Annotated in this window: 22 protein-coding genes; 12 read left to right on the top strand and 10 right to left on the bottom strand. The window is 62.9% G+C overall.

The window, feature by feature from the left end; all coding sequences use genetic code 11:
- Positions 1–24: 24 nt before the first annotated feature.
- Positions 25–1,623, bottom strand: a complete 1,599-nt coding sequence (locus tag CK228_RS05980) for an ABC transporter substrate-binding protein (protein WP_038651939.1) — start codon at positions 1,621–1,623, stop codon at positions 25–27.
- A gap of 466 nt (positions 1,624–2,089) precedes the next feature.
- On the opposite strand from CK228_RS05980, the gene CK228_RS05975 reads away from it, so the two are divergent.
- Both CK228_RS05975 and CK228_RS05970 read left to right on the top strand, forming a co-directional pair.
- On the top strand, positions 2,090–4,108 hold the full coding sequence (locus CK228_RS05975) for a long-chain fatty acid--CoA ligase (RefSeq protein ID WP_095787224.1): 2,019 nt from the start codon (positions 2,090–2,092) through the stop codon (positions 4,106–4,108).
- A 17-nt stretch (positions 4,109–4,125) separates the two neighbouring features.
- Positions 4,126–4,956 carry a methyltransferase gene (locus CK228_RS05970; protein WP_245437987.1) on the top strand — a complete coding sequence of 277 codons (831 nt, stop codon included), beginning with the start codon at positions 4,126–4,128 and terminating at the stop codon, positions 4,954–4,956.
- On the opposite strand, the gene CK228_RS05965 is transcribed toward CK228_RS05970, so the two are convergent.
- Both CK228_RS05965 and pgi read right to left on the bottom strand, forming a co-directional pair.
- Positions 4,940–5,662, bottom strand: coding sequence for an HAD family hydrolase (locus CK228_RS05965; protein ID WP_095787222.1), 723 nt, complete (start codon positions 5,660–5,662; stop codon positions 4,940–4,942). The genes CK228_RS05970 and CK228_RS05965 overlap by 17 nt on opposite strands.
- A 5-nt stretch (positions 5,663–5,667) precedes the next feature.
- A complete protein-coding gene (pgi, locus tag CK228_RS05960; RefSeq protein WP_095787221.1) occupies positions 5,668–7,311 on the bottom strand; it encodes a glucose-6-phosphate isomerase in 1,644 nt (547 codons plus the stop codon).
- A gap of 303 nt (positions 7,312–7,614) precedes the next feature.
- Here pgi and CK228_RS05955 point away from each other — a divergent pair, with 303 nt between their 5' ends.
- Both CK228_RS05955 and CK228_RS05950 read left to right on the top strand, forming a co-directional pair.
- Complete coding sequence (locus tag CK228_RS05955) at positions 7,615–9,108, top strand: PLP-dependent aminotransferase family protein (RefSeq protein WP_010913204.1); 1,494 nt, start codon at positions 7,615–7,617, stop codon at positions 9,106–9,108.
- A 192-nt stretch (positions 9,109–9,300) separates the two neighbouring features.
- Positions 9,301–10,890: a trimethylamine methyltransferase family protein gene (locus CK228_RS05950; RefSeq protein ID WP_095787220.1), complete on the top strand. Its 1,590-nt coding sequence runs from the start codon at positions 9,301–9,303 to the stop codon at positions 10,888–10,890.
- A gap of 40 nt (positions 10,891–10,930) precedes the next feature.
- On the opposite strand, the gene CK228_RS05945 is transcribed toward CK228_RS05950, so the two are convergent.
- The 3 genes from CK228_RS05945 to CK228_RS05935 all read right to left on the bottom strand — a co-directional run bounded on the left by CK228_RS05945 (position 10,931) and on the right by CK228_RS05935 (position 13,851).
- On the bottom strand, positions 10,931–11,329 hold the full coding sequence (locus CK228_RS05945; protein WP_095787219.1) for a hypothetical protein: 399 nt from the start codon (positions 11,327–11,329) through the stop codon (positions 10,931–10,933).
- A 102-nt stretch (positions 11,330–11,431) separates the two neighbouring features.
- Positions 11,432–12,847 carry a chromate efflux transporter gene (chrA, locus tag CK228_RS05940; protein ID WP_095787218.1) on the bottom strand — a complete coding sequence of 472 codons (1,416 nt, stop codon included), beginning with the start codon at positions 12,845–12,847 and terminating at the stop codon, positions 11,432–11,434.
- A 17-nt stretch (positions 12,848–12,864) separates the two neighbouring features.
- A complete protein-coding gene (locus tag CK228_RS05935) occupies positions 12,865–13,851 on the bottom strand; it encodes a chromate resistance protein ChrB domain-containing protein (RefSeq protein WP_179295826.1) in 987 nt (328 codons plus the stop codon).
- 108 nt (positions 13,852–13,959) lie between these two features.
- Here CK228_RS05935 and CK228_RS05930 point away from each other — a divergent pair, with 108 nt between their 5' ends.
- The 3 genes from CK228_RS05930 to CK228_RS05920 all read left to right on the top strand — a co-directional run bounded on the left by CK228_RS05930 (position 13,960) and on the right by CK228_RS05920 (position 16,914).
- Complete coding sequence (locus CK228_RS05930; RefSeq protein WP_095787217.1) at positions 13,960–14,925, top strand: Fe-Mn family superoxide dismutase; 966 nt, start codon at positions 13,960–13,962, stop codon at positions 14,923–14,925.
- Positions 14,922–15,392 (top strand): chromate resistance protein ChrB domain-containing protein, encoded by a 471-nt coding sequence (locus CK228_RS05925; protein WP_095787216.1) that lies wholly within the window; start codon positions 14,922–14,924, stop codon positions 15,390–15,392. The genes CK228_RS05930 and CK228_RS05925 overlap by 4 nt, the downstream gene beginning before the upstream one ends.
- A 394-nt stretch (positions 15,393–15,786) precedes the next feature.
- Positions 15,787–16,914, top strand: a complete 1,128-nt coding sequence (locus tag CK228_RS05920; RefSeq protein ID WP_245437986.1) for an MFS transporter — start codon at positions 15,787–15,789, stop codon at positions 16,912–16,914.
- 161 nt (positions 16,915–17,075) lie between these two features.
- On the opposite strand, the gene CK228_RS05915 is transcribed toward CK228_RS05920, so the two are convergent.
- Entirely contained in the window at positions 17,076–18,881 is a 1,806-nt protein-coding gene (locus CK228_RS05915; protein ID WP_095787215.1) for an IlvD/Edd family dehydratase, read from the bottom strand.
- Between the two features lie 149 nt (positions 18,882–19,030).
- Between CK228_RS05915 and CK228_RS05910 the strand changes: the two genes are divergently transcribed.
- Positions 19,031–19,480 carry a carbon monoxide dehydrogenase subunit G gene (locus CK228_RS05910; RefSeq protein ID WP_095787214.1) on the top strand — a complete coding sequence of 150 codons (450 nt, stop codon included), beginning with the start codon at positions 19,031–19,033 and terminating at the stop codon, positions 19,478–19,480.
- 99 nt (positions 19,481–19,579) lie between these two features.
- Here CK228_RS05910 and CK228_RS05905 read toward each other — a convergent pair whose 3' ends face one another.
- Positions 19,580–20,749, bottom strand: coding sequence for an Mrp/NBP35 family ATP-binding protein (locus tag CK228_RS05905; RefSeq protein WP_245437985.1), 1,170 nt, complete (start codon positions 20,747–20,749; stop codon positions 19,580–19,582).
- A 211-nt stretch (positions 20,750–20,960) separates the two neighbouring features.
- Here CK228_RS05905 and CK228_RS05900 point away from each other — a divergent pair, with 211 nt between their 5' ends.
- Positions 20,961–21,338 carry a VOC family protein gene (locus CK228_RS05900; RefSeq protein ID WP_095771734.1) on the top strand — a complete coding sequence of 126 codons (378 nt, stop codon included), beginning with the start codon at positions 20,961–20,963 and terminating at the stop codon, positions 21,336–21,338.
- Positions 21,339–21,354: 16 nt separating this feature from the next.
- On the opposite strand, the gene CK228_RS05895 is transcribed toward CK228_RS05900, so the two are convergent.
- Complete coding sequence (locus CK228_RS05895; RefSeq protein WP_095787212.1) at positions 21,355–22,359, bottom strand: inorganic phosphate transporter; 1,005 nt, start codon at positions 22,357–22,359, stop codon at positions 21,355–21,357.
- Between the two features lie 3 nt (positions 22,360–22,362).
- Complete coding sequence (locus tag CK228_RS05890) at positions 22,363–23,004, bottom strand: DUF47 domain-containing protein (protein WP_095771953.1); 642 nt, start codon at positions 23,002–23,004, stop codon at positions 22,363–22,365.
- A gap of 169 nt (positions 23,005–23,173) precedes the next feature.
- Here CK228_RS05890 and CK228_RS05885 point away from each other — a divergent pair, with 169 nt between their 5' ends.
- From CK228_RS05885 to CK228_RS05875, 3 genes are all read left to right on the top strand, one after another.
- Positions 23,174–24,073, top strand: a complete 900-nt coding sequence (locus tag CK228_RS05885) for a LysR family transcriptional regulator (RefSeq protein ID WP_095771952.1) — start codon at positions 23,174–23,176, stop codon at positions 24,071–24,073.
- Positions 24,074–24,207: 134 nt separating this feature from the next.
- Positions 24,208–24,687, top strand: a complete 480-nt coding sequence (locus CK228_RS05880; RefSeq protein WP_095787211.1) for a formate dehydrogenase subunit gamma — start codon at positions 24,208–24,210, stop codon at positions 24,685–24,687.
- The gene (locus CK228_RS05875) at positions 24,684–26,240 is read left to right on the top strand and encodes an NADH-quinone oxidoreductase subunit NuoF (RefSeq protein ID WP_095787210.1); all 1,557 of its coding nucleotides are present in this window, start codon (positions 24,684–24,686) and stop codon (positions 26,238–26,240) included. Before CK228_RS05880 ends, CK228_RS05875 begins: the two co-directional genes overlap by 4 nt.
- The last annotated feature ends 2 nt before the right edge of the window (positions 26,241–26,242 follow it).

Raw genomic sequence — 26,242 nt, 5'->3', positions numbered from 1 at the left:
ATTGCGCCGCCCCGCTCTATAGTCTTATTCGGCCTTGTCAACGCCGTCGAAGCGGTGAATGCCGAGCGGATCCATCTTGAAACCGCTGACATTGTTGCGCACGACCGCATAGACTTGGCTATGGACCAGCAGGAAGGCGGGCGCTTCCTTGGCGAAGATCACCTGCGCCTGCTCATAGAGCTTGGTGCGCTCGGCCTGGTCGCTGGTCTTCTTGGCCTTCTGGATCAGATCCTCGAAGTCCTTGTCGCACCAGCTCGAGTAGTTCGACACGCCGATGGCCGAGCAGGCGAACAGGGTGGCGAAGAAGTTGTCCGGATCGCCATTGTCGCCGGTCCAGCCGATCTGGAAGGCGCCTGGACGGTCCTTCTTCTTGCCTTCCGAGCGATACTTGGTCCACTCGTAGTTGACGATCTCCGCCTTGACGCCGACCTTGGCCCAGTCGGCCTGGATCAGTTCGGCAGCGCGCTGGAAGTTCGGGTTGTACGGGCGAACGCGGTCGGATGCCCAGAGCTGGATTTCCTTCAGGCCGGCGTCGGCCAGCACCTTCTTGGCCGCTTCCGGATTGTAGGCGTCGGTCTTCACATCCTTGTTCCACGACCACATGGTCGGCGGGATCAGGTTTTCGGCAGGCGTGGCGCCGGCATCCTGGAACAGCGACTTGATCAGCGATTCCCGATCGATCGCCTGGTTGAGCGCATGGCGCACCTCAGGCTTGTCGAGCGGCGGGATGGTGGTGTTGTAGCTCATATAGCCGATGTTCAGGCCGGCCTGATCCATCAGGGTCACGTCCTTGTTGGCCTTGATGGTGGCGATGTCGGCCGGGTTCGGATAGGGCGCGATGTCGCATTCCCCGGCGAGCACCTTCTGGGTGCGGGCGGTGGCGTCAGGCGTAATGGCGAAGACGAGATCGTCGATCTTTTCCTTGCCCTTGAAATAATCCGGGTGGGCCGCGTAGCGGATGACCGAATCCAGCTGGTAGTCGACGAACTGGAACGGACCTGTGCCGATCGGCTTGGTCGAGAAATCGGCCATCTTGCCGGACTTCTCCAGCTGGTCGGCATATTCCTTCGACACGATCGAGGCGAAGTCCATGCCAAGGTTGGCCAGCATCGGCGCGTTCGGCTCGGTCAGCGTCAGCTTGACGGTCAGGTCGTCGACCTTTTCCCACTTGGCGACGTATTTCGGCATGTCCATGCCGGTGTAATAGTCCCAGGTCAGGTTCGGCAGATACTTGTCGCCGTTCCAGGGGTTCGCCTTGTTGAACTGGCGATCAAAGGAGAAAACGACGTCGTCGGCGTTGAGGTCACGCGTCGGCTTGAAATAGTCGGTGGTCTGGAACTTGACGCCCGGATGCAGGTGGAAAGTGTAGACCAGGCCGTCGTCGGAAATCTCCCACTTGTCGGCAAGGCCGGGCTCGACTTCGGTGCCGCCATGCTTGAATTCGACCAGACGCGAATAGACGGTACGCGACGAGGCATCGAAGTCGTTGCCGCCGGTCGTGGTACCCGGATCAAAATTGGCAGGCGACGCTTCCGAGCAATAGACGAGCGTCTTTGCATTGGCCATGCCGCTGAGAACGCTTGCGGCCAGCAAAGCGGCCGCAAAAGCGAGTTTCTTTTTCATTGAGCACTCCCTGATGTTCTTCCAAGCCCCTCTAGCAGGCTCGCGAAGCGCGCATATAAGCACCGTTTTTCCGGCTTTGGAACACCCCGTTTGCTTACCCCTCGGGAAGCAGGAAAAAAATCCGCCGTTTTGCTAAATGGCAGAAAAAATTAGCAGTTTTTTCCACTCACGAGATTATTAACGACCGCATTTTTTTATTGATCTGACATATGGCGACATGGACGCCGCGTCCGCCCTCATCCGATCATCGATGCGGAAAGATAGCGGTTCCAGGGTCGCCAGCGGGAAAGATTTTCGACGGCAAATCTTTCGGCGCCTTGCCGCTAGGGCAAGACTTGCACCGCCGCCGATAGAGGCAATACATAGATGGATATGCTGGCGGCACGGAGGACGTCTCTGTCAATTCGGAGGCGGGCGCGGCATAGGCGACCGAAACGGGCGAACAGGAATTGTCGAGGAGGAACGGGTGGCAAAAGCATCAAAGGCGCCGGTGAAGGCGTCGGCAAAGGCAGCCTCGAAACCAGCCGCCGCCGCCGGCCAAGGTAAAGCCGGTGCCAAGGCCTCGACCGCCAGCACAGGCGCAAAGCCTGCCAAGACGGCACAGGCGGCCACCGCCAAGGCCGTTGCGAAGCCGGCGGCAAAAGCCGCCCCGGCAATGACCTCAGCGACGAAAACTTCGCCGACGAAGACTCCAGCAAAGGCTTCTCCCGCAAAGGCTGGGGCCGCATCGCCAGCAAAGGCAGCGCCGCCATCGAAACCGGCCACGGCTGTCGCGAAGCGGTTGCCGAAGGCGCTTACCGAACTTGCCGCCGGCCTGCCCGAAAAGCCGTGGCTCAAGAGCTATCCAAAGAACGTGGCGGCCGAGATCGGTGCGTTGCCCTACAGTTCGATCGGCGATTTCCTGGTCGCCGCCTGCAAGCAGTTTTCCGCCCAGCCGGCCTTCACCTGCATGGACAAATCCATCACCTATGCCGAGGTCGAGCAGTTGTCGGCGGCCTTCGGTGCCTACCTGCAATCGAAGGGTCTGCAAAAGGGTGCGCGCGTCGCCATCATGATGCCTAACGTTCTGCAATATCCGGTGGCGATGATGGGCATCCTGCGCGCCGGCTATGTCGTGGTAAACATCAATCCGCTTTACACGCCGCGCGAGCTGGAGCACCAGCTCAAGGATTCCGGCGCGCAAGCCATCGTCATCCTGGAAAACTTCGCCAACACCTTGCAGGCGGTAATCGCCAGGACCGCGGTCAAGCATGTCGTGCTGGCGGCCATGGGTGACATGCTTGGCGGCCTCAAGGGCACGATCGTCAACTTCGTCGTGCGCCGCGTGAAGAAGATGGTGCCGGCATGGTCGCTGCCCGGGCATGTCAAGTTCAACGCGGCGATGAAGGCCGGCGCCGGCCTTGGCTTCAAGCCGGCCAAGGTTGCGGCCGACGATGTCGCCTTCCTGCAGTATACGGGCGGCACCACGGGCGTGTCGAAAGGCGCCACGCTGCTGCACCGCAATGTGCTTTCCAATGTCGTGCAGAACGCGCAGTGGATGGAAGACGCCTATACGATCAAGCCGAAGCCCGCGCACCCGAACTTCATCTGCGCGCTGCCGCTCTATCATATCTTCGCGCTGACGGTGAACGCGCTGATGGGCATGCAGCAAGGCGCTCGCAACGTGCTCATTCCCAATCCGCGCGATATTCCGGGCTTCGTCAAGGAACTGGCAAAGTATCCGGTCCACATCTTTCCCGGCCTCAACACGCTGTTCAACGCGCTGCTCAACAATGAGGACTTCCGCAAACTCGACTTCAAGCCGCTGGTGCTGACGCTGGGCGGCGGCATGGCGGTGCAGAAGGGCGTCGCCGAACGCTGGAAGGCGTTGACCGGCTGCCCTGTCACTGAAGGCTACGGCCTGTCGGAAACCTCGCCGGTGGCGACGGCCAACAAGTTCAGTTCCGGCGACTTCACCGGCACGATCGGCCTGCCGTTGCCGTCGACGGAAATCGCCATTCGCGACGATGACGGCAACAATTTGCCGCTCGGCGAGGTCGGCGAGATCTGCATCAGGGGACCGCAGGTGATGGCGGGCTACTGGAACCGGCCTGACGAAACCGCCAAGGTGATGACCAAGGACGGCTACTTCAAGTCCGGCGACATGGGCTTCATGGATGAGCGCGGCTACACCAAGATCGTCGACCGCAAGAAGGATATGATCCTGGTGTCGGGCTTCAACGTCTACCCGAACGAACTCGAAGAGGTCGTGGCCATGCATCCCGGCGTGCTCGAAGTGGCGGCGATCGGCGTGCCGGACGAGCATTCGGGCGAAGTGCCGAAGCTGTTCATCGTCAAGAAGGATCCGGCCCTGACCGTGGAAGCCATCACCGCTTTTTGCCGCGAGAACCTGACCGGCTACAAGCGGCCCAAATATGTCGAGTTCAGGACCGAATTGCCGAAGACGCCGGTCGGCAAGATCCTGCGGCGGGCTCTGCGCGCCTGATGCACATCGCCCAAAAAGTGACCTCGGTTTTGGGAGAACGACATGCACCAAAACAAAGAGCTGAAGCGCAGCGCGTTTTAGCGAGGGGCCGTCACTCCGGCGACGAGGGACCGAGCAAGGATTTGCCAAGCCGCCGCCCGCGCCTCGACCCGGCGGAATTCATCAAGGCGAACATGCGCCTGGTGCCGGTGCCCGGGCTTGCCGAAATCCGGCTCTACACCGCCCACCCCGGCAGTGGGTTGAGACGGCTCGTCGATGCTGAAGACGATGCTGACGCGGACGACGACGCGCCAGAGCCGCAACCGCCCTACTGGGCCTATGCGTGGGCCGGCGGAGCGGTGCTGGCGCGCCACATCCTCGACAATCCGATGACCATGGCGGGCCGTCGCGTGCTGGACCTGGGGGCGGGTTCGGGCATTGTCGGCATTGCCGCCGCCAAGGCCGGCGCAAGCGAGGTGATCGCCGCCGAGATCGACCGCAACGGCGTTGCCGCCATCGGCCTCAACGCGGAAGCCAACGGCGTCGAGATCAGGATCGTCCACCAGGATATCACCACGGGTCCGCCGCCGGCCGTCGACCTCGTGCTTGCCGGCGACGTGTTCTACGGCCACGAGGTTGCCCTGCGTGTTACCCCGTTCCTCGATCGCTGCCTGGCAGCCGGTATCGAGGTGCTGGTCGGCGATCCCCGTCGCCATGACCTGCCGCTGTCCCGGCTGCGACTGCTCGCCGAATATCAGGTGCCGGATTTCGGCGACGCAAAAGACGCCGCACTGAAGCCGAGCGGCGTCTTTCGTTTTGAGGCCGAGACCGCACCTGCGCTGGCAGGAGCGATCAAACCGTCTCCTTGACCCGCGTCGACAGGAAGTCCGGCAGGTCGGCGACGGAATCGAGGACGACGTCGGCAATGCCGGCCAGCGATTCGCGCGTGCCGGTGCCGGACAGCACGCCCACCGCCAGGCCGCAGCCGCCGGCGCGCGCCATTTCGAGATCGTGGCGGTTGTCGCCGACCATGGCGACCTCCGCCGGCTTCAGGCCGGTGAGGTCGCAAAAGGCCTGGATGGTGTCGGGCGCGGGTTTGGGATTGGCCACCGCGTCGTAGCCATAGGCGGCGTCGAACAGTTGGGCGACGCCCAGCGTGACCAAGGTCTTTTCCGCGCCGCTGGTGGAATCGTTGGTGGCGACGCCAAGCCGGTAGGATCTTTTGTGCAGCACCGCCAAGGTATCGACGATGCCCGGCAGCGCCACCGCCATCGTCGAACCCTGCACCGAGGTGATCTCGTTGAAGCGGGCGACGGCCAGCATCTGGTCTTCGTCGGACAGACGCGGGAACCACAGCTCGACGACATCCATGTTGGTGCCCGAGGCAAAGATCGAATCGGGCTTGAAGCGCCGGTTGGCGAAATCGAAGCCGGCGGCCGCAAGCAGCCTGTCGGCCTTCCAGCGGTCGCCATCGGCGGCATCCATGGCCATGAAATCGGCGACGCCGAGCCAGGTCGCGTTGAAGTCGACAAGTGTCCCGTCCTTGTCGAACAATATACCCTTGATGTCTGCCAAATCAGTCACTCCGAACCGCGCAATTGGTGGATGCGTTCCACAAGGCCCCTGGTCGAGGCGTCCCGGTTTGCGGCGCTTTCCTTGCCTTCCACGACAGGCAGCAGGCCGGTCGCCAGCTCCTTGCCCAGCTCGACGCCCCACTGGTCGAAGGAATTGATATTGAACAGCGTGCCCTCGACGAAGACGCGGTGCTCGTAGAGCGCGATCAGCCGGCCGAAGGTGCGCGGGTCGAGCTTGCGATAGAGGATGGTCACCGAAGGCCGGTTGCCGGAGAAGACACGGTGCGGCGCTATCTTGTCGACGTCTGCGGGCTTCATGCCCTTGGCCAGCATCTGCGCGCGCGCCTCGTCCAGCGTGCGGCCCTTCATCAGCGCTTCCGACTGCGCCAGGCAATTGGCGAGTAGCAGATCATGCTGGTGCTTCAGCTCCGGCTCATGGCCGACGGCCGCGGCGAGGAATTCGACCGGGATGAAGTCGGTACCCTGGTGCAGGAGCTGGAAGAAGGCGTGCTGGCCATTGGTGCCCGGCTCGCCCCAGACCAGCGGCCCGGTCGGCGTCGCCACGGGCGTGCCTTCAAGGGTGACGCCCTTGCCGTTCGATTCCATGTCGAGCTGCTGCAGATAGGCCGGCAGCCGTGACAGGCGCTGGTCATAGGGGATGACCGCGCGGGCCGGATAGCCGCAGATCACCCGATGCCACCAGCCGACCAGCCCCAGAAGCGCCGGCAGGTTCCCGGCGAGCGGCGCGGTGCGGAAATGTTCGTCCATCTCGTGCGCGCCCTCGAGGAAGGCGCGGAAATTCCGCGGGCCGACGGCGATCATGACGGGCAGGCCGATGGCGCCCCAGACCGAATAACGGCCGCCGACCCAGTCCCAGAAGCCGAAGACGCGGTCGTGCTCGATGCCAAACTTGGCCACCAGGTCGAGCGCCGTCGAAACGGCGGCGAAATGCTTGCCGACCGCCTGCTTGCCGAGCGCCTTCTGCACCCAGTCGCGCGCTGTCTGCGCGTTGGTCATCGTCTCGACCGTGGTGAAGGTCTTGGAGGCAATGATGAACAGCGTGGTTTCGGCCTTCAGGTCCTTCAGCGTGTCATGGATATGGGCGCCGTCGATGTTGGAGACATAGTGCGCGCGCGGCCCGTCATGATAGGGCGCCAGCGCCAGCGTCGCCATGGCCGGGCCGAGGTCGGAGCCGCCAATGCCGATGTTGACGATGTCGGTGATCTTCTTGCCGGTGGCGCCTAGCGCCTTGCCGGAACGGATGGCATCGGCGAAGGCGCCCATCGCGTCGAGCACGGAAATGACGTCGGCCTTGACGTCCTGGCCGTCGACCGTGACGCCCTTGCCGCTGAGATTGCGCAGCGCCGTGTGCAGCACGGCGCGGTCCTCGGTGATGTTGATCTTCTTGCCGGCGAACATGGCGGCGCGGCGGCCCTCGAGATCGGCAGCAGCGGCGAGCTTCTCCAGCAAGTCCATGGTGACGGCATCGACGGCGCATTTCGACCAGTCGAGCAAAAGCTCACCGTCGGTGGCTGAGAATGTCTGGAAACGCCGTGGATCGTCGGCGAAGGCCTGGCGCATGCTGGCAGGCGCCGCGGTGCGATGATCGCGCAAGGCGGCAAGCTGTTTCTGGAAGGCTGACTTATCCAATGGCGGGGAGCTCCTGGCGTTTTTCGACGTACTTTATCAGACCGGATGTTTCCGGCGCGTGTCGTCGCGACAAACCTATTGAGCCGAATTCCGTGCGGTCAATACGCGGCGATGCCGCATCGCATCACGATGCGATGACACAATGTGTCGATCCGGGCGGCCACCGGGCTCCATTTCGGTTGAAGGATCACTGGCATAAATCCCAAAGATCAGAAAAATTGATTGGCGCAACCCCTTGTGCCACCCATACACTCGACTGGTCCAGCCAAATGAAAATGGCTGGCCATCCGAGGAAGATTTCCCATGCCACAGCGCAACGACACGGCCATATGGTCCGGCCTGTTCCGGATTTCGGCCGAATCCGGCCAAACCCTGCAGGCGCAGATCCGCCAGGCCATCGTGGCCGCCATTCTCGACCGTCAGATCGCCGCCTCGATGCCGCTTCCCTCCTGCCGCATCCTGGCCGAGAAGCTGGGCGTCGCACGCGGGACAGTGGTGCTGGCCTTCCAGCAGCTCGTCGACCAGGGGTTCCTGGTGGCGCGCGAGCGGCGCGGCCATTTCGTCAATCCCGACGTGCTGGCAACACCGGCCAAGCCGCACCAGAAGGCGCCCGACCAGGCCAATGAGATCGACTGGAAGGCCCGCCGGCAGATCGCCGCCAGCGACATGCCGCCGCCGGCCAAGCACGAGAACTGGATCAAGTCGTCCTATCCCTTCGTCTACGGCCAGTTCGACCCGGCGCTGTTTCCGACCGCCGAATGGCGCGAGTGCAACCGCATGGCGTTGGCGGTGCTCGAGATCCGCAACTGGGCGTCCGACATGGTCGACCGCGACGATCCGCTGCTGATCGAGCAGATCCAGGCGCGGCTCTTGCCCCGGCGCGGCATCTTCGCCAATCCCGACGAGATCATCGTCACGCTCGGCGCCCAGAACGCGCTCTACATGCTGGCTTCGCTGCTGATGACCAAGGGCTCGAAGGTGGCGATGGAAGACCCCGGCTACCCCGACGCACGCTCGATCTTCCGGCTTGCAGGCGCCGACATCCAGCCGGTGCCGGTCGACCAATCCGGCATCGTAACTTCTTCTATCCCCAACGATTCCGGCTTCGTCTTCGTCACGCCCAGCCATCATTGCCCGACCATGGTGCCGTTGTCGGCCGAGCGGCGGCAGGACCTTCTGGCGCGTGCCAACCGGCACAACCAGATCATCATCGAGGACGGCTATGACAGCCAGCTTCTCGACGAGGCGCCGCAGCAGGCGCTGAAGAGCCTCGATCGTTCGGGCCGCGTCGTCTATGTCGGCTCGATGTCCAAGACGCTGGCTCCCGGCCTGCGGCTTGGCTACATCGTGGCCTCCGCTGGACTAATCTCGGAGCTGAGGGCACTGCGCCGTTTCATGCTGCGCCATCCGCCGGCCAACAACCAGCGTGCCGTGGCGCTCTTCCTGTCGCTCGGCCATCACGAGGCGTTGGTGCGGCGTCTGTCGAGCGCCTTCGACGAGCGGCGCAAGCGTCTGGTCCATGCGATTTCCGCTTTCCTGCCGGAATGGCGCTCGACCGACTCGGCCGGCGGCACGTCGCTCTGGCTCGAAGGCCCGCGCGGCACCGATTCCCGCGGTTTGGCCGAGGCCGCGGCCTCGCGCAGCGTCATCATCGAGCCGGGAGACCGCTTCTTCGACCGCACCGAAAAGCCTTCGCGTTTCATGCGGTTGGGCATTTCCTCGATCGCGCTGCAGCACATCGAGCCAGGCATCCGGGAACTGGCGACGGCCGCCGGACGCAGGCCCGCCGCCGCCTGATCCACTTATCCGATCCTTTGACCGGGGCCGTCCAATCGCGGCCCCGTTTCCTTTAGCGCTGGCATATGCAACCAGACCGGCTGGCTCATGGTCTGGGCCAATGCCGGCGGCATAGTCGTGGCACAAAGGGGAAGAAGCAGCCGATGGTGGACCAACCACCGCCCTGTTTCCGAGAAAAGGTGGAGTGCCTCCATGTCAGTGGTTCTTGAAAAGCAGGAAGCGGCGGCGGATCAGCGCTCGCGCCGCTCCGGTGGACGCGAAGCGCGCCGCGCGATGCGGGCAGCGCCGCTCGCCGACGACATCAGGCCGGTGCGCGCCGGCCTCGAGGGCGGCAGCTACGGACCGTTGCGCGGCAGCGACCAGGAGCGCATCCACGAGGCGGTGCTGACGCTGCTGGAGACGGTCGGTTTCGCCAATGCCATTCCCTCTTGCATCGAGGCGCTGACCAAGGCCGGCGCCACCTATGGCGATGACGGCCGTATCCGTTTCCCGCGCGCCCTGGTGCTCGATACCATCAAAAAAGCGGCACGCAATTTCACCTTGCACGGCCAGGATCCGAAACACGACATGGTGATCCAGGGCAAGCGCGTGCACTACGGCACGGCCGGCGCCGCCGTGCATCTGGTCGATGTCGAGAAGCGCGAATACCGCGAGTCGCTGCTGCAGGACATCTATGACGCCGCCCGCATTGTCGACGGGCTCGACAACATCCATTTCTTCCAGCGGCCGATGGTGCCGCGCGACATTCCCGATCCGCTCGAAATGGACTTCAACACGCTCTATGCCTGCGTGATGGGCACGTCCAAGCATGTCGGCACCTCGTTCACGGTGCGCGAGAACGTGCAGCCGGCGCTGGAAATGCTCTATGCCATTGCCGGCGGCGAGGAGAATTTCCGCGCCCGGCCGTTCGTGTCGAACTCCAACTGCTTCGTCGTGCCGCCGATGAAATTCGCCGAGGACGCCTGCGGCGTGCTCGAGGCCTGCGTCGAAGGCGGCATCCCGATCCTGCTTTTGTCGGCCGGCCAGGCCGGCGCGACCGCTCCGGCGGCGATTGCCGGTGCCGTGGTGCAGGCCGTGGCCGAAGTGCTGGCCGGCCTGGTCTATGTCAACACCATCAAGCCGGGGCATCCGGCAATCTTCGGCACCTGGCCGTTCGTGTCGGACCTGCGGACCGGCGCCATGTCGGGCGGCTCCGCCGAACAGGCGGTGCTGACCGCGGCCTGCGCGCAGATGGCGCAGTTCTACGACCTGCCGGGCGGTTCGGCCGCCGGCATGACGGATTCGAAACTGCCCGACATCCAGTCCGGCTACGAAAAGGGCATCACCGACGTGATGGCCGGTCTTGCCGGGCTCAACCTCGTCTATGAATCAGCCGGCATGCATGCCTCGTTGCTCGGCTTCTGCCTGGAAAGCCTGATCATCGACAATGACATGCTCGGCCATTGCCTGCGCTGCGTGCGCGGCATCGAGGTGACCGACGAAGCGCTGTCGATCGCTACCATCGCCGAAGTCTGCCTGAATGGACCGGGCCACTATCTCGGCAACGAGCAGACGCTGCGGCTGATGCAGACGGAGTATTTCTACCCGGCCGTCGGCGACCGCTTTTCGCCGAAGGAATGGAATGAGAAGGGCCGTCCCGACATATTGCAGCGCGCGATCATCGAGAAGAAGCGCATCCTCGCCGAGCGTTTCCCGCGCCATGTCGCAAAACTGCTCGACGACAAACTGCGCGCCCGCTTCGGCGACATGATCAAGCTGCCGCGCGCCAATATGGGTGGATAGCCGGTTTGCGGACCGGCATCATCGCCTGAATATCAATGCCCTAGTCGGCGCCCAGCCCAAAGCGCTCGACGACCTCCGCATTGATCAGCTTGGCGTGCAGGGCCATCAGCACGATCTGGGCGTCGAAACTGTCGCCGGCTTCCACCGCGGCCTCGATCCGGCGTTCGACGTCCTGCCGCTGCTGCAAGCCATGCGAGCTTTCGAAGGTTTCCGGACCGGCGATGCAATAGCTGAACAGCCGCGCCACGTCCGGATAGGCCTGTGGCGGTGGCTCGTCGGGCCAGCGATCCTTCATCAGATTGACGATTGTGAGCTTCACGCCCTCCGGCACGAGGGCGGGATGCAGGTCGGCGCCGCGCAATGCGGTATCGAGCTGCCTCAGATCACCCGAGCGGCCGAACATGCCGAGAAAGCCGAGGGAAGAACGTCGTTGCGCCATGATGTTCCAATCCGTTTGCAACCACTTAGGTGGTTGGCCAAAGGAATACAAAGTCAGCGAACGGCACGGGCCAAACTTACGGCGCAGTTGAGATCGCTCCGCCTATATCCCGCCGGTGGCGAAGCCATAGAGCACGCCGAGCACCGAGCAGACTGCCAACACCGGCAGCATGCCAACCTTGAAGCGGAATACGGCCAGCAATGCGCCAATCGTCAGGACCAGCGAGGGGATGTTGATTGAACTCAGCACCGGCACGTCGACGTTCATGCCGAATCCTTGCCTTTCATGCAGCTCGCGAAACAGCACGTGGAGCCCAAACCACACCGCTAGGTTCAGGATCACCCCGACGACAGCAGCGGTGATCGTCGCGAGCGCGGCGGACAAAGCCTTGTTGCTTCGCAAGTTCTCGATGTAGGGGGCGCCGAGAAAGATCCAGAGAAAGCACGGCGTAAAGGTGACCCATGTCGTCAACAGCCCACCCAGGGTCCCGGCAACGAGCGGATGAAGCGTGCCAGGCGCGCGAAACGCACCCATGAAACCGACGAACTGCGTGACCATGATCAACGGGCCAGGCGTGGTCTCGGCCATGCCGAGACCATCGAGCATCTCGCCAGGCTTGAGCCAGCCATAGGTCGTTACGGCCTGCTGCGCGACATAGGCGAGCACCGCATAGGCGCCACCGAAGGTCACCACTGCCATTTTCGAAAAGAAGATGGCTATGTCGGTAAAGACATTCCCGGGCCCGAACAAGGCCAACAGGCCGAGGACGGGCGTGAACCATAGCACCAGAAACACGGCGGCGATTTTGAGCGACCAGCCAAGGGTCGGCCTCGCATGAGCCGGTGTGTCTTCGCCCAGAGCTGTATCGGCATCGGCAACCTGCTTGCCGCCGACCTTGCCATGCCCGTTGCCGGCCATGAACGGCGCCAATCCGGCCCGACCGCCGATATACCCAATCACTGCGGCTGTGAGGATGATCAGCGGGAATGGCAGGCGGAAGAAGAAGATCGCGACAAAGGCGGCGGCGGCCAGCGCCACCATGACGTTGTTCCTGAGGGCCCGCTTGCCGATCCGCACCACAGCCTCAAGCACGATGGCCAGCACGGCGGCTTTCAATCCGAAGAACAGAGCCTGGACCGCGCCGACATTGCCGAAGATGGCATAGATCCAGCTCAGTGCCATGATGGCGACGACGCCCGGCAGCACGAACAGGATACCAGCGACGAGCCCGCCTTTGGTCTTGTGCAGCAGCCAGCCGATATAGATCGCGAGTTGCTGAGCCTCGGGGCCTGGCAGCAGCATGCAGTAGTTCAGCGCATGCAGGAACCGCGTCTCGCCGATCCAGCGTTTCTCCTCGACGAGGATACGGTGCATCACTGCAATCTGCCCCGCCGGCCCGCCAAAGCTCAGTGCCGCGACCCGCGCCCAAACGCGGACGGCTTCGCCGAACGGAATGCCATGAGCCGGCGTTCCGGAAGGTCCCGCCGGCGTCGCCTTGATGCTCTCGGCCTTGTTCATCGGCTCGTCCCCGTTTGTTACCCGCGCTTGTTGCGGAAATATTGATAGAGATTGTCGAAGACGGGAGCGCCCTGGGCGACGCGTTGCTCATCGTCCTGATTGGCCATGGCGATCCCCGCGATCAGACTGGCAATGCCTGTTGCCTCTTCGCGTGCGAACTTGGCGTCCTTTAGATCGATATCGTGGACGATCTCCCCGATCGCCTGCAGGGCGGGATCGGTGAGACCCGCGCGAGCCAGTAACACTTCGAAGCTGCAACGATCACCCTCGTGCGTGAACTCGCCTTCGAACATGTCGAAACGCAGCTCCCCCGGGTTCGGGACGTAACCTTTGCCCGACACGAAACGGATCACAGCCGCTGGATCGATAAATCGACTGATCAGCCAACTGCAGGCTATGCGATCGACGTAGACACCTTCGCGCGTGACCCAGGTCCGCCCCTTGAGATCGGCAAGCGTCCCTGCATCGGTGTTGGCCGGCCCTTCGGTCATTTTCTTGTCCTCCGTCAGTTGGGCCTCCACTCCCGCAATCAGGCCCTCCACCGGCAGGCGACTATTGGCGCCGAAGAAATCGATGGTGACGACATCCTTGAGCCTTTTGCGCAGGCGGCCAATCTGCGTCCGTGCCTCGGCCCGTTCCTCCGGCGTGATGGCCGTTTCGAGCTTCGCGGCAAGCGATCTGGTATCCCTGGCAATCTCCTCGTAGTCGGCATCTCTCGCGGTATCGAACAGCGCCCGTGCCTGAGGATCCGACAGACCATCTACAAGGCGCGCTTCGCAGACCATGGCCTCGCCGCCGCCCTCGACGATCTCTTTCAGAAGCCATTCGAAATCCTCTTGCGTCTCGGCATTCGAGGGCAGCGCGTAGACCGTGCTCTTTACGGCCACCGCCCCAATACCTTGCAGTCGCCGCCAGATCTTGACCCTGAAATAAGCCGGCTTGCTGGGCAGCTGATGGATCAGGAGCAGCCAACGCTGCTCCGCTGATATTCCGCCTTCATTCATAGGGATACCGTATCATCAGATATCGAAAAAGCAACACTTGTATCATTTTAGATTCGGGCGTAGCGTTCGCCTCCTCACTGACGTTGCGTACCGCCGAGCGAGGATATGATGCAGCACCAGATCATGCCGTTGCCCCTCAAGCCGCCCCGTCTCGACGGGCTTTCTGAACGGCTATTGGCAAGTCATTACGAAAACAATTACGGCGGCGCGGTCCGGCGCCTGAACGCAATCGAGCGTCGCCTCGATGGGCTCGATTGGGGAGCGGCGTCGGTATTCGAGATCAACGGGTTGAAACGGGAGGAGTTGGTCGCGGCCAACTCGGCGATCCTGCATGAGATCTATTTCGACGGCCTTGGCGGTTCGGGAGATGCGGCGGGCGATCTGGCCTCCACCTTGGAGCGCGACTTTGGCAGCGTTGCTGCCTGGCGCACCCAGTTCACGGCGTGCGCCAAGGCTCAAGCCGGCGGCTCGGGCTGGACGCTGCTCACCTGGTCCGAGCGCCATGGCCGGCTGACGATCCAATGGGCTGCGGATCACACCAACTGTCTGGCTGGCGGTATGCCAATCCTGGCGCTCGACATGTACGAGCACGCCTATCATCTCGATTTCGGCGCCAGGGCGGGCGCCTATGTCGACGCCTTCATGAAGAACATCCATTGGGGGCGAGTCGGCGAGCGCTACCGGCGCGTGACCAGGAAGCAAGGCGGCGCGACCACTGCTGCTGCAAACGATCATATAGTCGCCCCGGAGGATTTGCGCGGCTGTATCGAGCGCCGTGAGGATATCGTCGTGCTTGACGTCTGCCTCGCCGAAGATTTGGCGAAACGCAGCGACATGCTGCCAGGCGCGTTGATCCGCGCTCCAGAGACGATCGCCGATTGGGCCGGCGAGCTACCCAAGGACAAGCCGATCGTCGTCTACTGCGTCTATGGCTTCCAGGTCAGTGGCGATGCCGTCGCCGAACTTCGCCGTCGCGGCTTCAATGCACTGATGCTCTCCGGCGGCATCGCCGCTTGGCACGCCATAGGCGCGCCAACGGTCCCGCTCACTCACCAAAGGGAGGTAAAGTCATGAAATGGGTCACGCGCGAACGTCCGGTTATCGATCGCATTGCCTGTCCCTGGCTGATTGCCCGCTTCATCGACAAGGAACCGGAATTTCTGTTCGTACCACCCGCCGAAGTGATGCGGGTTGCCAAGGAGACCGGGGCAACACCCTACGATGTGCCAGGCGTCGAATTCACGCATGTTGGCGAAGGCTGCAGCTTCGACACCTTCGTTTCGAAATACGGCCTCGATCGCGATGCTGCGATCGTTACGATCGCCGCGATCGTGCGCGGCGCCGACACTGATCGACATGACCTCACCCCACAATCGGCTGGACTGCTGGCGATTTCGATGGGCTTGCGGGACGTGACGCCCGATGACCATGAGGTGCTGAAGCACGGCTTTGTCATCTACGACGCGCTCTACGCCTGGGCCTCACGGCGCAAGTCAGAGACGCATAGCTGGCCGCCAGCAACGAAGCCGACTGCGGCTTAAGGAGGCCGCCCCGGAAGCCTGCGGGCCGAAACTCTGCTCGTGGGGTCGCAAAAGGCGGAGTTCACGACCTATCGCCATCGGGGGCAACAACCCGGAGAACGTCATGTGCGTTGGACCAAGTCGATGTCAGGAAGAGTTGAGGGGCCTTGCTGCATATCGGCGTTTTGACCGAGCGTTATGCGCCTGCCGAGGTCCCTCGACTGGCCGGGCCGCTGCTCGGTGGACAGCGATGACAGGCGATATTCTTTGTCCCTGAAGGGATCGCCTGACCAGCGGGGAGTTATTGGTGGTCACAGGTCTTCGCGAAACCAACGAGCAGAGCAAAACCGGGGAGCGGCCGCCGACGGTCTACCTTTATGCCGCACGCGCGCTCCGCGACTTCGGGGACGGGTTCGTGGCCGTGCTGTTGCCGGTCTACCTGGCGATGCTCGGGCTTGGCGCATTCGAGATCGGGGTGGTCGCCACGCTTGCCCTCCTGGGATCAGCCTTGATCACTCTTGGTATCGGGTTTCTTGGTGTCCGAACCAACCTACGTCGATTGTTGATCGGAGCGGCGGCCTTGATGACCGCGACCGGCCTCCTATTCGCGTCTTCCAGCACGACGGCTGTTGTTATGCTCGTCGCCTTTGTTGGAACAATCAATCCGTCCGCGGGCAGCGTCAGCATTTTTGTACCGCTCGAACATGCGGTTCTTGCAGGTTTGGTGTTGGACAAAACCCGCACGAGGATGTTTGCGCGCTACGGCCTTATCGGGGCGCTCGCTGCAGCGGCAGGTGCACTCGCTTCGGCCAGCCCCGATCTTCTGAGCGATTTCGGAGTGACGCGCCTCGCGGCCCTCAGAGCAATGTTCGTATTTTACGCGGTTCTCGGCGTCGCGGGCGGCGCGCTTTATCTGCGCGTTCCCGTCGAAACGAAGAAGATGGAAGGCAAGCCGGCGGCTGCGCTCGGGCAGTCTCGCGGTATCGTCTACAAGATGGCGGCCTTGTTCAGCATCGACGCTTTTGCCGGAGGATTTGCCGTGCAGTCGCTTGTCGCTCTCTGGCTGTTCGATAAGTTCGGGCTATCGCTTTCGGCCGCGGGATTGTTCTTCTTCTGCACTGGACTACTTTCCGCGTTCTCACTGCCGGCGGCGGCGCGACTGTCCGAGCGCTTCGGCCTCATCAACACCATGGTGTTCACGCATGCCCCTTCGAGCGTTTGCCTGATCCTGGCGGCGATCGTGCCAAATCTCCAGCTGGCGCTCTTGCTGCTGCTGATACGTGCCGCGCTCTCCCAAATGGATGTCCCGACGCGATCCTCCTACGTGATGGCAGTCGTCACACCACCGGAACGGCCGGCGGCCGCAAGCGTGACCTCAGTTCCGAGAAGCCTCGCGGCGGCCGCGAGCCCAGCCATTGCCGGCGCGCTCTTCGAAGCCGGCTACGAGGCATGGCCTTTGATCATCTGCGGCGTCCTCAAGATCATCTATGATTTTGCCCTGCTTTGGAGCCTTCGGCACATCAAGCCGCCGGAGGAGCAGTAAGACAAATGCCCGAAATGTGCTGGACGACGGCATCGATATCCGGTCTCAGCACGGCATCCGGCAAGCAATCATCAGCCATTTTCCAGCAAGGGGCTAAGACAATCCAGCCATCAGCGACGGCTTGACCGGGATCAAGCCGCCGCATGAGCACCGCGATGTGCTCAATGGTTGTCCCGCGGAATGCCCTTCGTGTGAGCGACATCCTGGTATTTCACCGCCGGCTTCAGCACCATGCCCTGGTCGAACTGGTCGACCATGCCGCGCTGGATTTCCTGCCATGGCGTCTGGTGCTGCGGATAGTGGTAGCCGCCATTGCCCTGCAGCGCCGCGCGCCGCTTGGCGATCTCTTCGTCGCTGACCAGAATGTTGGCGGTGCCCTTGTTCAGGTCGATGCGGACACGGTCGCCTGTCTTGAGCAGCGCCAGCCCGCCGCCAATGGCGGCTTCCGGCGAGGCGTTGAGGATCGACGGCGAGCCCGACGTGCCCGACTGGCGACCGTCGCCGATACAGGCCAGCGCATGAATGCCCTTCTTGATGAGGTATGCCGGCGGCTGCATGTTGACGACCTCGGCACCGCCGGGATAGCCGACCGGGCCGGCGCCGCGCATGAACAGGATCGTGTGCTCGTCGATGCCTTGCGCCGGATCGTCGATGCGGGCGTGGTAATCCTCCGGCCCGTCAAAGACCATGGCGTTGCCTTCGAAGGCTTCCGGGTCCTTCGGATTGGAGAGGTAGCGCTCCCGGAATTCTGGCGAGATGCCGCTGGTCTTCATGATCGCCGAATCGAACAGATTGCCGCTGAGGTTGATGAAGCCGGCATTGACCTTCAGCGGCTTGTCGACGCTGCGGATGACGTCGGTGTTTTCGTTGGCGACGCCCTCGCTATTCTCACCGATCGACTTGCCGTTGACCGTGCGCGCGCCGGGGTGCGGCAACAGCCCGCCCTTCATCAGTTCGGCGATAACCGCCGGCACGCCGCCGGCATGATGGTAATCCTCGCCCAGATATTCGCCCGTCGGCTGCAAATTAACCAGCAGCGGCACATTGAGGCCGACCGTCTGCCAGTCGTCATTGTCGAGCTTGACGCCGAGGTGGCGGGCGATGGCGTTGAGATGGATAGGCGCGTTGGTCGAGCCGCCAATGGCCGAATTGACGACAATGGCGTTCTCGAAAGCCTCTCTCGTCATGATGTCGGACGGCTTCAAATCCTCATGCACCATCTCGACAATGCGTTTTCCGGTCTCATAGGAAATCTGGCCGCGCTCGCGATAGGGGGCGGGAATAGCGGCCGAACCCGGCAATTGCATGCCGAGCGCCTCGGCCAGCGAATTCATCGTGGTGGCGGTGCCCATCGTGTTGCAGTAACCGGTGGAGGGCGCCGAGGAGGCAACGATATCCATGAACTCATCATAGTCGATCTCGCCAGCCGACAGGCGCTGGCGCGATTCCCAGACGATGGTGCCGGAGCCGGTGCGCTTGCCCTTGTGCCAGCCGTTGAGCATAGGACCGACCGACAGCGCGATGGCCGGGATGTTGACGGTGGCCGCTGCCATCAGCAGCGCCGGCGTCGTCTTGTCGCAACCGATGGTCAGCACGACGCCGTCGAGCGGGTAGCCGTAGAGCACCTCGACGAGGCTGAGATAGGCAAGGTTGCGGTCAAGGGCCGCGGTCGGGCGCTTGCCGGTCTCCTGGATCGGATGGCACGGGAATTCGAACGGGATGCCGCCCATCGAGACAATGCCTTCGCGCACGCGCTTGGCGAGCTCGATATGGTGGCGGTTGCACGGCGACAGATCCGAGCCGGTCTGGGCGATGCCGATCAGCGGCTTGCCCGACATCAGTTCGGCACGCGTCAGCCCATAATTCAGGTAGCGCTCGAGATAGAGCGCCGTCATGCCGGGGTTGTCGGGGTTGTCGAACCACTCCTGCGAGCGGAATTTTTTCTTCTTGGTGGGGGCGCCGGCCATCACGGTCTCCGTATTTGTATGACAAATCGATATGACAACGCGTCAATGCAAGCAAGGGGCACGCGCGTTCCCAACCCGCACTTTGGTGCGATAGACACAACAGCGCCTCTGCGCTAGGGCTTCGAACCATTGTTTCCGGGAGGTTCTTGATGGCTTTGGTGATCGAAGGCGAGGAACGCATTGCCGCACCCCTGCAAAAAGTCTGGGAAGCGCTGAACGATCCCGAGGTTTTGAAGGCGACCATTCCCGGCTGCCAGAGCCTCGACATGAAGTCGCCGACCGAGATGGCCGCGACGGTGGTGCTGAAGATCGGGCCTATCAAGGCGACCTTCAACGGCGAAGTGACGCTGAAAAATCTCAAGCCGCCGCATTCCTACACCATCCAGGGCGAAGGCAAGGGCGGCATTGCCGGCTTCGCCAAGGGCGGCGCCGACGTGACGCTGAACGAGGATGGGCCGGATGCCACGGTGCTCAAATACGCGGCCAAGGCCGATGTCGGCGGCAAGATTGCCCAGCTCGGCAGCCGGCTGATCGAATCGACGTCGAAGAAACTGGCCGGGCAGTTCTTTTCGAGCTTTGGCGAGAAGGTCGGCGGCTGACCCTCCCGCCAGAGCAATGCCAGGAAAAGTGTGAAACGGTTTTCCCGGGAAAAGCGCGTAGGGCTTTCCCTTGGGATTTGCGTCAAAACCAAAAAGAGGTCACTCGAAGACGATGCTCGGCACCGCCGCTTCGGCCGCGCCGCGTTCTTCATTGACCCTGTCCCAGACCTTGGCGGCGATGTCGCGATAGGTTTTCGCTTCGGCGCCATCGGGCTTCGAGACAACCACTGGCGCCCCGGCATCCGAGCTTTCGCGGATGCCCATTTCCAGCGGCACCTCGCCGAGGAAGGTGACGCCGAGGCGTTCGGCCTCGCGGCGCGCGCCGCCATGGCCGAAAATGTCATACCGCTTGCCGGTATCGGGCGCGATGAAATAGCTCATGTTCTCGACGATGCCGAGCAGCGGTACGTCGACCTTCTTGAACATGTTCAGCCCCTTGCGGGCATCGATCAGCGCCAGGTCCTGCGGCGTCGAGACAATGACGGCTCCGGCCAGCGGCACCTGCTGCGCCATGGTCAGCTGCGCGTCGCCGGTTCCAGGCGGCATGTCGACGACAAGCACGTCGAGCCGGCCCCATTCGACCTCGCGCAGCATCTGCGTCAGCGCCGACATCACCATCGGCCCGCGCCAGATCATCGGCGTCTCCTCATCGACGAGGAAGCCCATCGACATCACCTTGAGGCCGTAATTCTCCATCGGCTTCAGGATCTTGCCGTCAACCGTCTGCGGCCGGCCATGAATGTTGAGCAGCTTCGGCATGGACGGGCCGTAGATGTCGGCATCGAGCACGCCGACCCGCAAGCCGTTGGCGGCAAGGCCAAGCGCCAGATTGACTGCGGTGGTCGATTTGCCGACGCCGCCCTTGCCGGAAGCAACCGCGATGATCGCCTCGATACCGGGCACGCCGCGCTTGCCCGAATTTTGCGACGCGGGAGCATGCGGCGCGGGGCGCGGAGCGGCGGGTGGTGCCGGTCGGGCCGCGGGGCGCGCTGGCACCGGCGCCTCCATGCCGCCGCCTTTTTTCTCTGCAGTCAGCGCCACCACGGCGCCGGCAACCCCTGGAATTGCCTTGACCACGCGCTCCGCGGCGGCACGCAGCGGTTCCATTTCCTGCGCCCTGGCGGCGGGAACGGTGATCGAGAAGAAGACTTTCGAATCGGCGATGAAAATCTCGGAAACCATGCCGAGATCGACGATGTTGCCTGTGAAGTCCGGCCCGTTGACCGTCTTCAGGCGCTCGATGACGATTTCCTTGGTGACGGACATGATCTTTCCTCGGCGTTTGGCAATCCAGATAGTGCAGTTTCCAGCGAGAACCAAGCCGTGACGCAAAGGCTTGCCTGGCGTGCCACGGAAAACGACCGATGCTGTCGGTTTCTTGCCGGATGACGCTTCCGGCCGATTGCCGATGGCCAAACGGGCCGCGTGCCCTATTTCGTTTGCCTGAGCGAGGACACGACAATCCAGGAAGGAGACGGTCATGCTCGAAAACAGCAACGCAACGGCCAATCTGGCCGTCAGGGACCTGGCAAAGGCAAAGGCCTTCTATGAAGGCACGCTGGGCCTCAAGCAGGTCGACGACATGGGCGGCGAGCTTGTCGTCTACAAAAGCGGCGACACGCTCATCAATGTCTACCATTCCCAATTCGCAGGTACCAACAAGGCGACGGCGGTGACGTGGACGGTGGGCGATCGGATCGAGACTGTCGTCAAATCATTGAAATCGAAAGGCGTTGTCTTCGAGCATTACGAAATGCCCGGCCTGACGATCAAGGGCGACATCCATGTCGGCCAGGACATGAAGGTCGCCTGGTTCAAGGACCCGGACGGCAACATCCTGAACCTCGTCGACAAATAGGCTTCGGCGCTCCGCGTCAGCCTGCCAGGCTTGTGACGAAATAAGTAAAAGCCGAAATCGCCGCCGTCGCCGGCAAGGTGACGATCCAGGCAATGACGATGTTGCCGGCGATGCCCCAGCGCACCGCCGAGACACGGCGGGCGGCGCCGACGCCGATGATGGCGCCGGTAATCGTATGCGTGGTCGATACGGGAACGCCGAGCCAGGTGGCGGCGAACAGCGTTATGGCGCCGCCGGTTTCAGCGCAGAAGCCCTGCATCGGATTGAGCCGGGTAATCTTCGAACCCATTGTGTGGACGATCCGCCAGCCGCCCAATAGGGTGCCAAGCGCCAGCGCCGACTGGCAGGTCAGGACGACCCAGAGCGGCACGTAGAATTTCTCGCCGAGCATGCCTTGCGAATAGAGCAGCACGGCGATGATGCCCATGGTCTTCTGCGCATCGTTGCCGCCATGGCCGAGCGAATAGAGCGAAGCGGAGAAGAACTGCAGGACGCGAAAGGTGCTGTCGACGGCGAACGGCGTCTGGCGTACGAACAGCCACGAAACCACCAGGACCAGGACGAGCGCCAGGACAAAACCAGTCGCCGGCGAGAGCACGATCGCGGCGACCGTCTTGCCAAGTCCAGACCAGACGATGGCGCCGATGCCCCCCTTCGCAACGCCGGCACCGACCAGCCCGCCGATCAGCGCGTGCGAACTGCTCGAGGGAATGCCGGCGATCCAGGTGACGATGTTCCAGACGATGGCGCCAACGAGGGCCGAGAAGATCACCGCCGGCGTGACGATGCTGACGTCGACGATGCCTTTCCCGACAGTCTCGGCGACATGAAGGCCGAAGAAGATGAAGGCGATGAAGTTGAAGAAGGCCGCCCACAGCACGGCATAGTGCGGCCTGAGCACGCGTGTGGAGACGATGGTGGCGATGGAATTGGCCGCATCGTGCAGGCCATTGAGAAAATCGAAGAACAGCGCGACGGCGACGAGGCCGGCCAGCAGGGGGAAAGCGATCGCGGCATCCATCGTCTAGACGTTCTCGATGACGATGCCGCTGATCTCGTTGGCAACGTCCTCGAAACGGTCGACCACCTTCTCCAGCTGGCCATAGATCTCGCTGCCGATCAGATAGGCCATCGCGTCATCGCGGCCATGGCGCCTGAACAGATCCTTCAGGCCCTGCTCATGCAAATCGTCGGCCCGGCCTTCGGCGCGCATTACCTCCTCGGCAATAGCGTTGAGGCGTGCACTGTTGGCGCCGACCTTGGCAAGCAACGGGATTGCTTCGGCGACCAGCCGGGCGGCGGCGACGATGACGGCGCCCATTTCCTGCATCAGCGGATCGAACTCCCGCTTCTCGAACAGCCTCACCGTCTTGACGGTCTTGTGCATCATGTCGATGGCGTCATCCATCGACTGGATCAGATCCTTGATGTCGCCGCGATCGAAAGGCGTTATGAAAGAGCGCCGCACGGCAAGCAGGACCTCCGCGGTGATATGATCGGCCTCGTCCTCGAGATCGACGATCTTCTGGCACCAGCGATCGATGTCCTTGCCCTGAAGCAGTTGCTGCAGCGCTTCCGCGCCGCCGACCACCGTGCGGGAATGCCGCTCGAACAGCTCGAAGAAACGATCTTCGCGCGGCAGCAGCTTGCGGAACCAGCCCAGCATGTCAGTCTCCCGTCGCGCCCGGTTCACGACCGTTTCATTGACATAGCGCCGCACGACGCCGCAGGAAACAGTAAGCCGGCTGAAAGATGTGGATGCGGAACGATTACGCATGGCGCTTGCGGCAAAGGCGAATTTCCCCGAGCCTGCGCATGACGACCGGAAGGATGGCATGATCGACAAACTCGAATTCTTCATCGCATTGGCCAAGGAAGAGCATTTCGGCCGGGCGGCTGAGGCCTGTGGGGTCACCCAGCCGACCTTGTCGGCCGGTATCAAGCAATTGGAGGGGCAACTCGGCGTCATGCTGGTCAATCGCGGGTCGCGGTTCCAGGGGCTGACGCCGGAAGGCAAGCAGGTGCTGGTCTGGGCGCGCCGCATCGTCGGTGATTCAAGGAGCATGCGCGAGGAGATGCGCGCGGCGCGCCACGGCCTTTCCGGACGCATCCGCATTGCCGCCATCCCGACCGCACTCGCCATGGTGGCGCGGCTGACGACGCCGTTTCGCGAAAAGCACCCGGGCGTCACCTTTTCGGTGCTGTCGCGCACCTCGATCGAAGTCTTGTCGCTGCTCGGCAATTTCGACATCGACGCCGGTATCACCTATCTCGACAATGAGCCGCTCGGGCGGGTAACCAGCGTGCCGCTGTATGACGAGCGCTATCAGCTGATCACGGCGGTCGGAAACCCCTATTTTGACCGCGACAAAGTGACATGGGCCGAGATCAGCCGGTTGCCGCTGTGCCTGCTGACGCCGGACATGCAGAACCGCCGCATCATCGACCAGCATCTGGCCGAGGCCGGCGTGGAGGTGCGGCCGACGCTTGAATCCAATTCGATGATCGTGCTGTTCTCGCACATCCACACCGGCAAATGGTCGTCGGTCATGCCGCTCAACCTTGCGGAAACATTCGGCTTTTCAGAGCCGATCCGGGCCATTCCGATCGTCGAGCCCGACGCCAGCCACACGGTCGGCCTGGTGGCCGCGCCGCGTGAGCCGCACACGCCGCTGGTGCAGGCGCTGCTGGACGAGGCAATGGCGCTGGCAGACGATTTCCGCGCCCATCACTAGGGTAGAGAATGGCGGCTGAGCGTGCTTGATAGAAGATTTCTATCAAGCGACGGATCAGCTTTATTGATTTCGCTGGTTTCCTCTGTTTTTGTAACGACTTAGCGCTAGAGCGCACCGACCAGGGAGGGCGCTGCATGACGATGCAGCCTGCAAGTACCGAGATCGCATCGCGCACGGCGGCGATTATCCAAGAGATGAAGGGCCTCGAAGGCCCATTGCTGCCGATCCTGCACGAGATCCAGGAAGAGTTCGGCCATGTGCCGCAGGCGGCACTGCCTGTTATCGCCGATGGGCTCAATCTCTCCAGGGCCGAGGTGCACGGCGTCGTCACCTTCTACCATGATTTCCGTGCCCGGCCGGCCGGGCGGCATGTCCTCAAGCTGTGCCAGGCGGAAGCCTGCCAGTCGATGGGCTCGGATTCCGTCGCCGCCAAGATCAAACAGTTGCTGGGCATCGGTTTCCACGAGACCACAAGCGACGGATCGGTTACACTCGAGCCGGTCTATTGCCTCGGGCTTTGCGCCTGTTCGCCGTCCGCGATGCTCGACGGCGAGGTGATCGGGCGGCTCGACAGCGAGAAGATCGACGAGATCCTTGCAGAGGTGCGCTCATGATCCCCCGCATCTACATTCCCGGCGATTCCGGCGCGTTGGCGCTCGGCGCCGAGAAGGTCGCCATGGCTGTTCGCGCGGAACTCGCCGAGCGTGGCATCGAGGCCAAGATCGTCCGCAACGGCTCGCGCGGCGCTTATTTCCTCGAGCCGATGGTCGAAGTGGCGACCGCCAACGGCCGTGTCGCCTACGGACCGGTCAAGCCTTCCGACGTCAGGAGCCTGTTCGACAGCGGCTTCCTCACCGGTGGCCACCACAAGCGCTGGCTCGGCGCGCCCGACAAGATCCCGTTCCTGGCCAAGCAGACCCGGCTGACCTTTGCCCGCTGCGGCATCAACGACCCGCTGTCGCTCGACGCCTACAAATCGCTTGGTGGGCTCAAGGGTTTGCAGAACGCCGTGGCCATGGCGCCGGCCGACATCGTCAAGCAGGTTACCGACTCAGGCCTGCGTGGCCGTGGCGGCGCCGGCTTCCCGACCGGCATCAAGTGGAAGACGGTGCTGGATACGACATCCGAGCGCAAATACATCGTCTGCAACGCCGACGAGGGCGACAGCGCGACTTTCGCCGACCGCATGATCATGGAGGGCGACCCCTTCGTGCTGATCGAGGGCATGACGATCGCCGGCATCGCCACCGGAGCGACCAAGGGCTTCGTCTATATCCGCTCGGAATATCCGCATGCGGTGGCGACAATGAACAAGGCCGTCGAAATCGCCCGCAAGGCCGGCGTGCTCGGCGTCAACGTACTGGGTTCGCCCAACGCCTTCGACATGGAAATCCGCGTCGGCGCCGGCGCCTATGTCTGCGGCGAGGAAACCTCGCTGTTGAACAGCCTCGAAGGCAAGCGCGGCGTGGTGCGCGCCAAGCCGCCGCTGCCGGCCATCCAAGGCCTGTTCGGCAAGCCGACGGTGATCAACAACGTCATCAGCCTGGCCTCGGTGCCGATCATCATGGACAAGGGTGCGGCCTTCTACAAGGATTTCGGAATGGGCCGCTCGCGCGGCACCATCCCGATCCAGATCGCCGGCAATGTCAGGCATGGCGGCCTGTTCGAGACCGCCTTCGGCCTGACGCTCGGCGAGATCGTCGATGACATTGGCGGCGGCACGGCCACTGGCCGTCCGGTGAAGGCAGTACAGGTCGGCGGCCCGCTCGGCGCTTATTTCCCGCGCGCCCTGTTCGACACGCCGTTCGACTATGAAGAATTCGCCAAGCGCGACGGGTTGATCGGCCATGCCGGCATCACCGTGTTCGACGACACGGCCGACATGCTGAAGCAGGCGCGCTTCGCGATGGAGTTCTGCGCCATCGAAAGCTGCGGCAAGTGCACGCCCTGCCGCATCGGCTCGACGCGCGGCATCGAGACCATCGACAGGCTTGCCGCCGGGATCGAGCCGGAAAAGAATCTCGCTTTGGTCACCGACCTCTGCAACACGATGAAGTTCGGTTCGCTGTGCGCGCTGGGCGGCTTCACGCCTTACCCGGTGATGAGTTCGATCACGCATTTCCCCGAAGATTTCAAGCCCGCGCCAGCGCGCGTGGCTGCTGAGTAGGA

Source organism: Mesorhizobium sp. WSM4312, from assembly GCF_002294875.1.
GTDB lineage: Bacteria > Pseudomonadota > Alphaproteobacteria > Rhizobiales > Rhizobiaceae > Mesorhizobium.
This window is presented reverse-complemented; position numbering and strand designations above follow the sequence as displayed.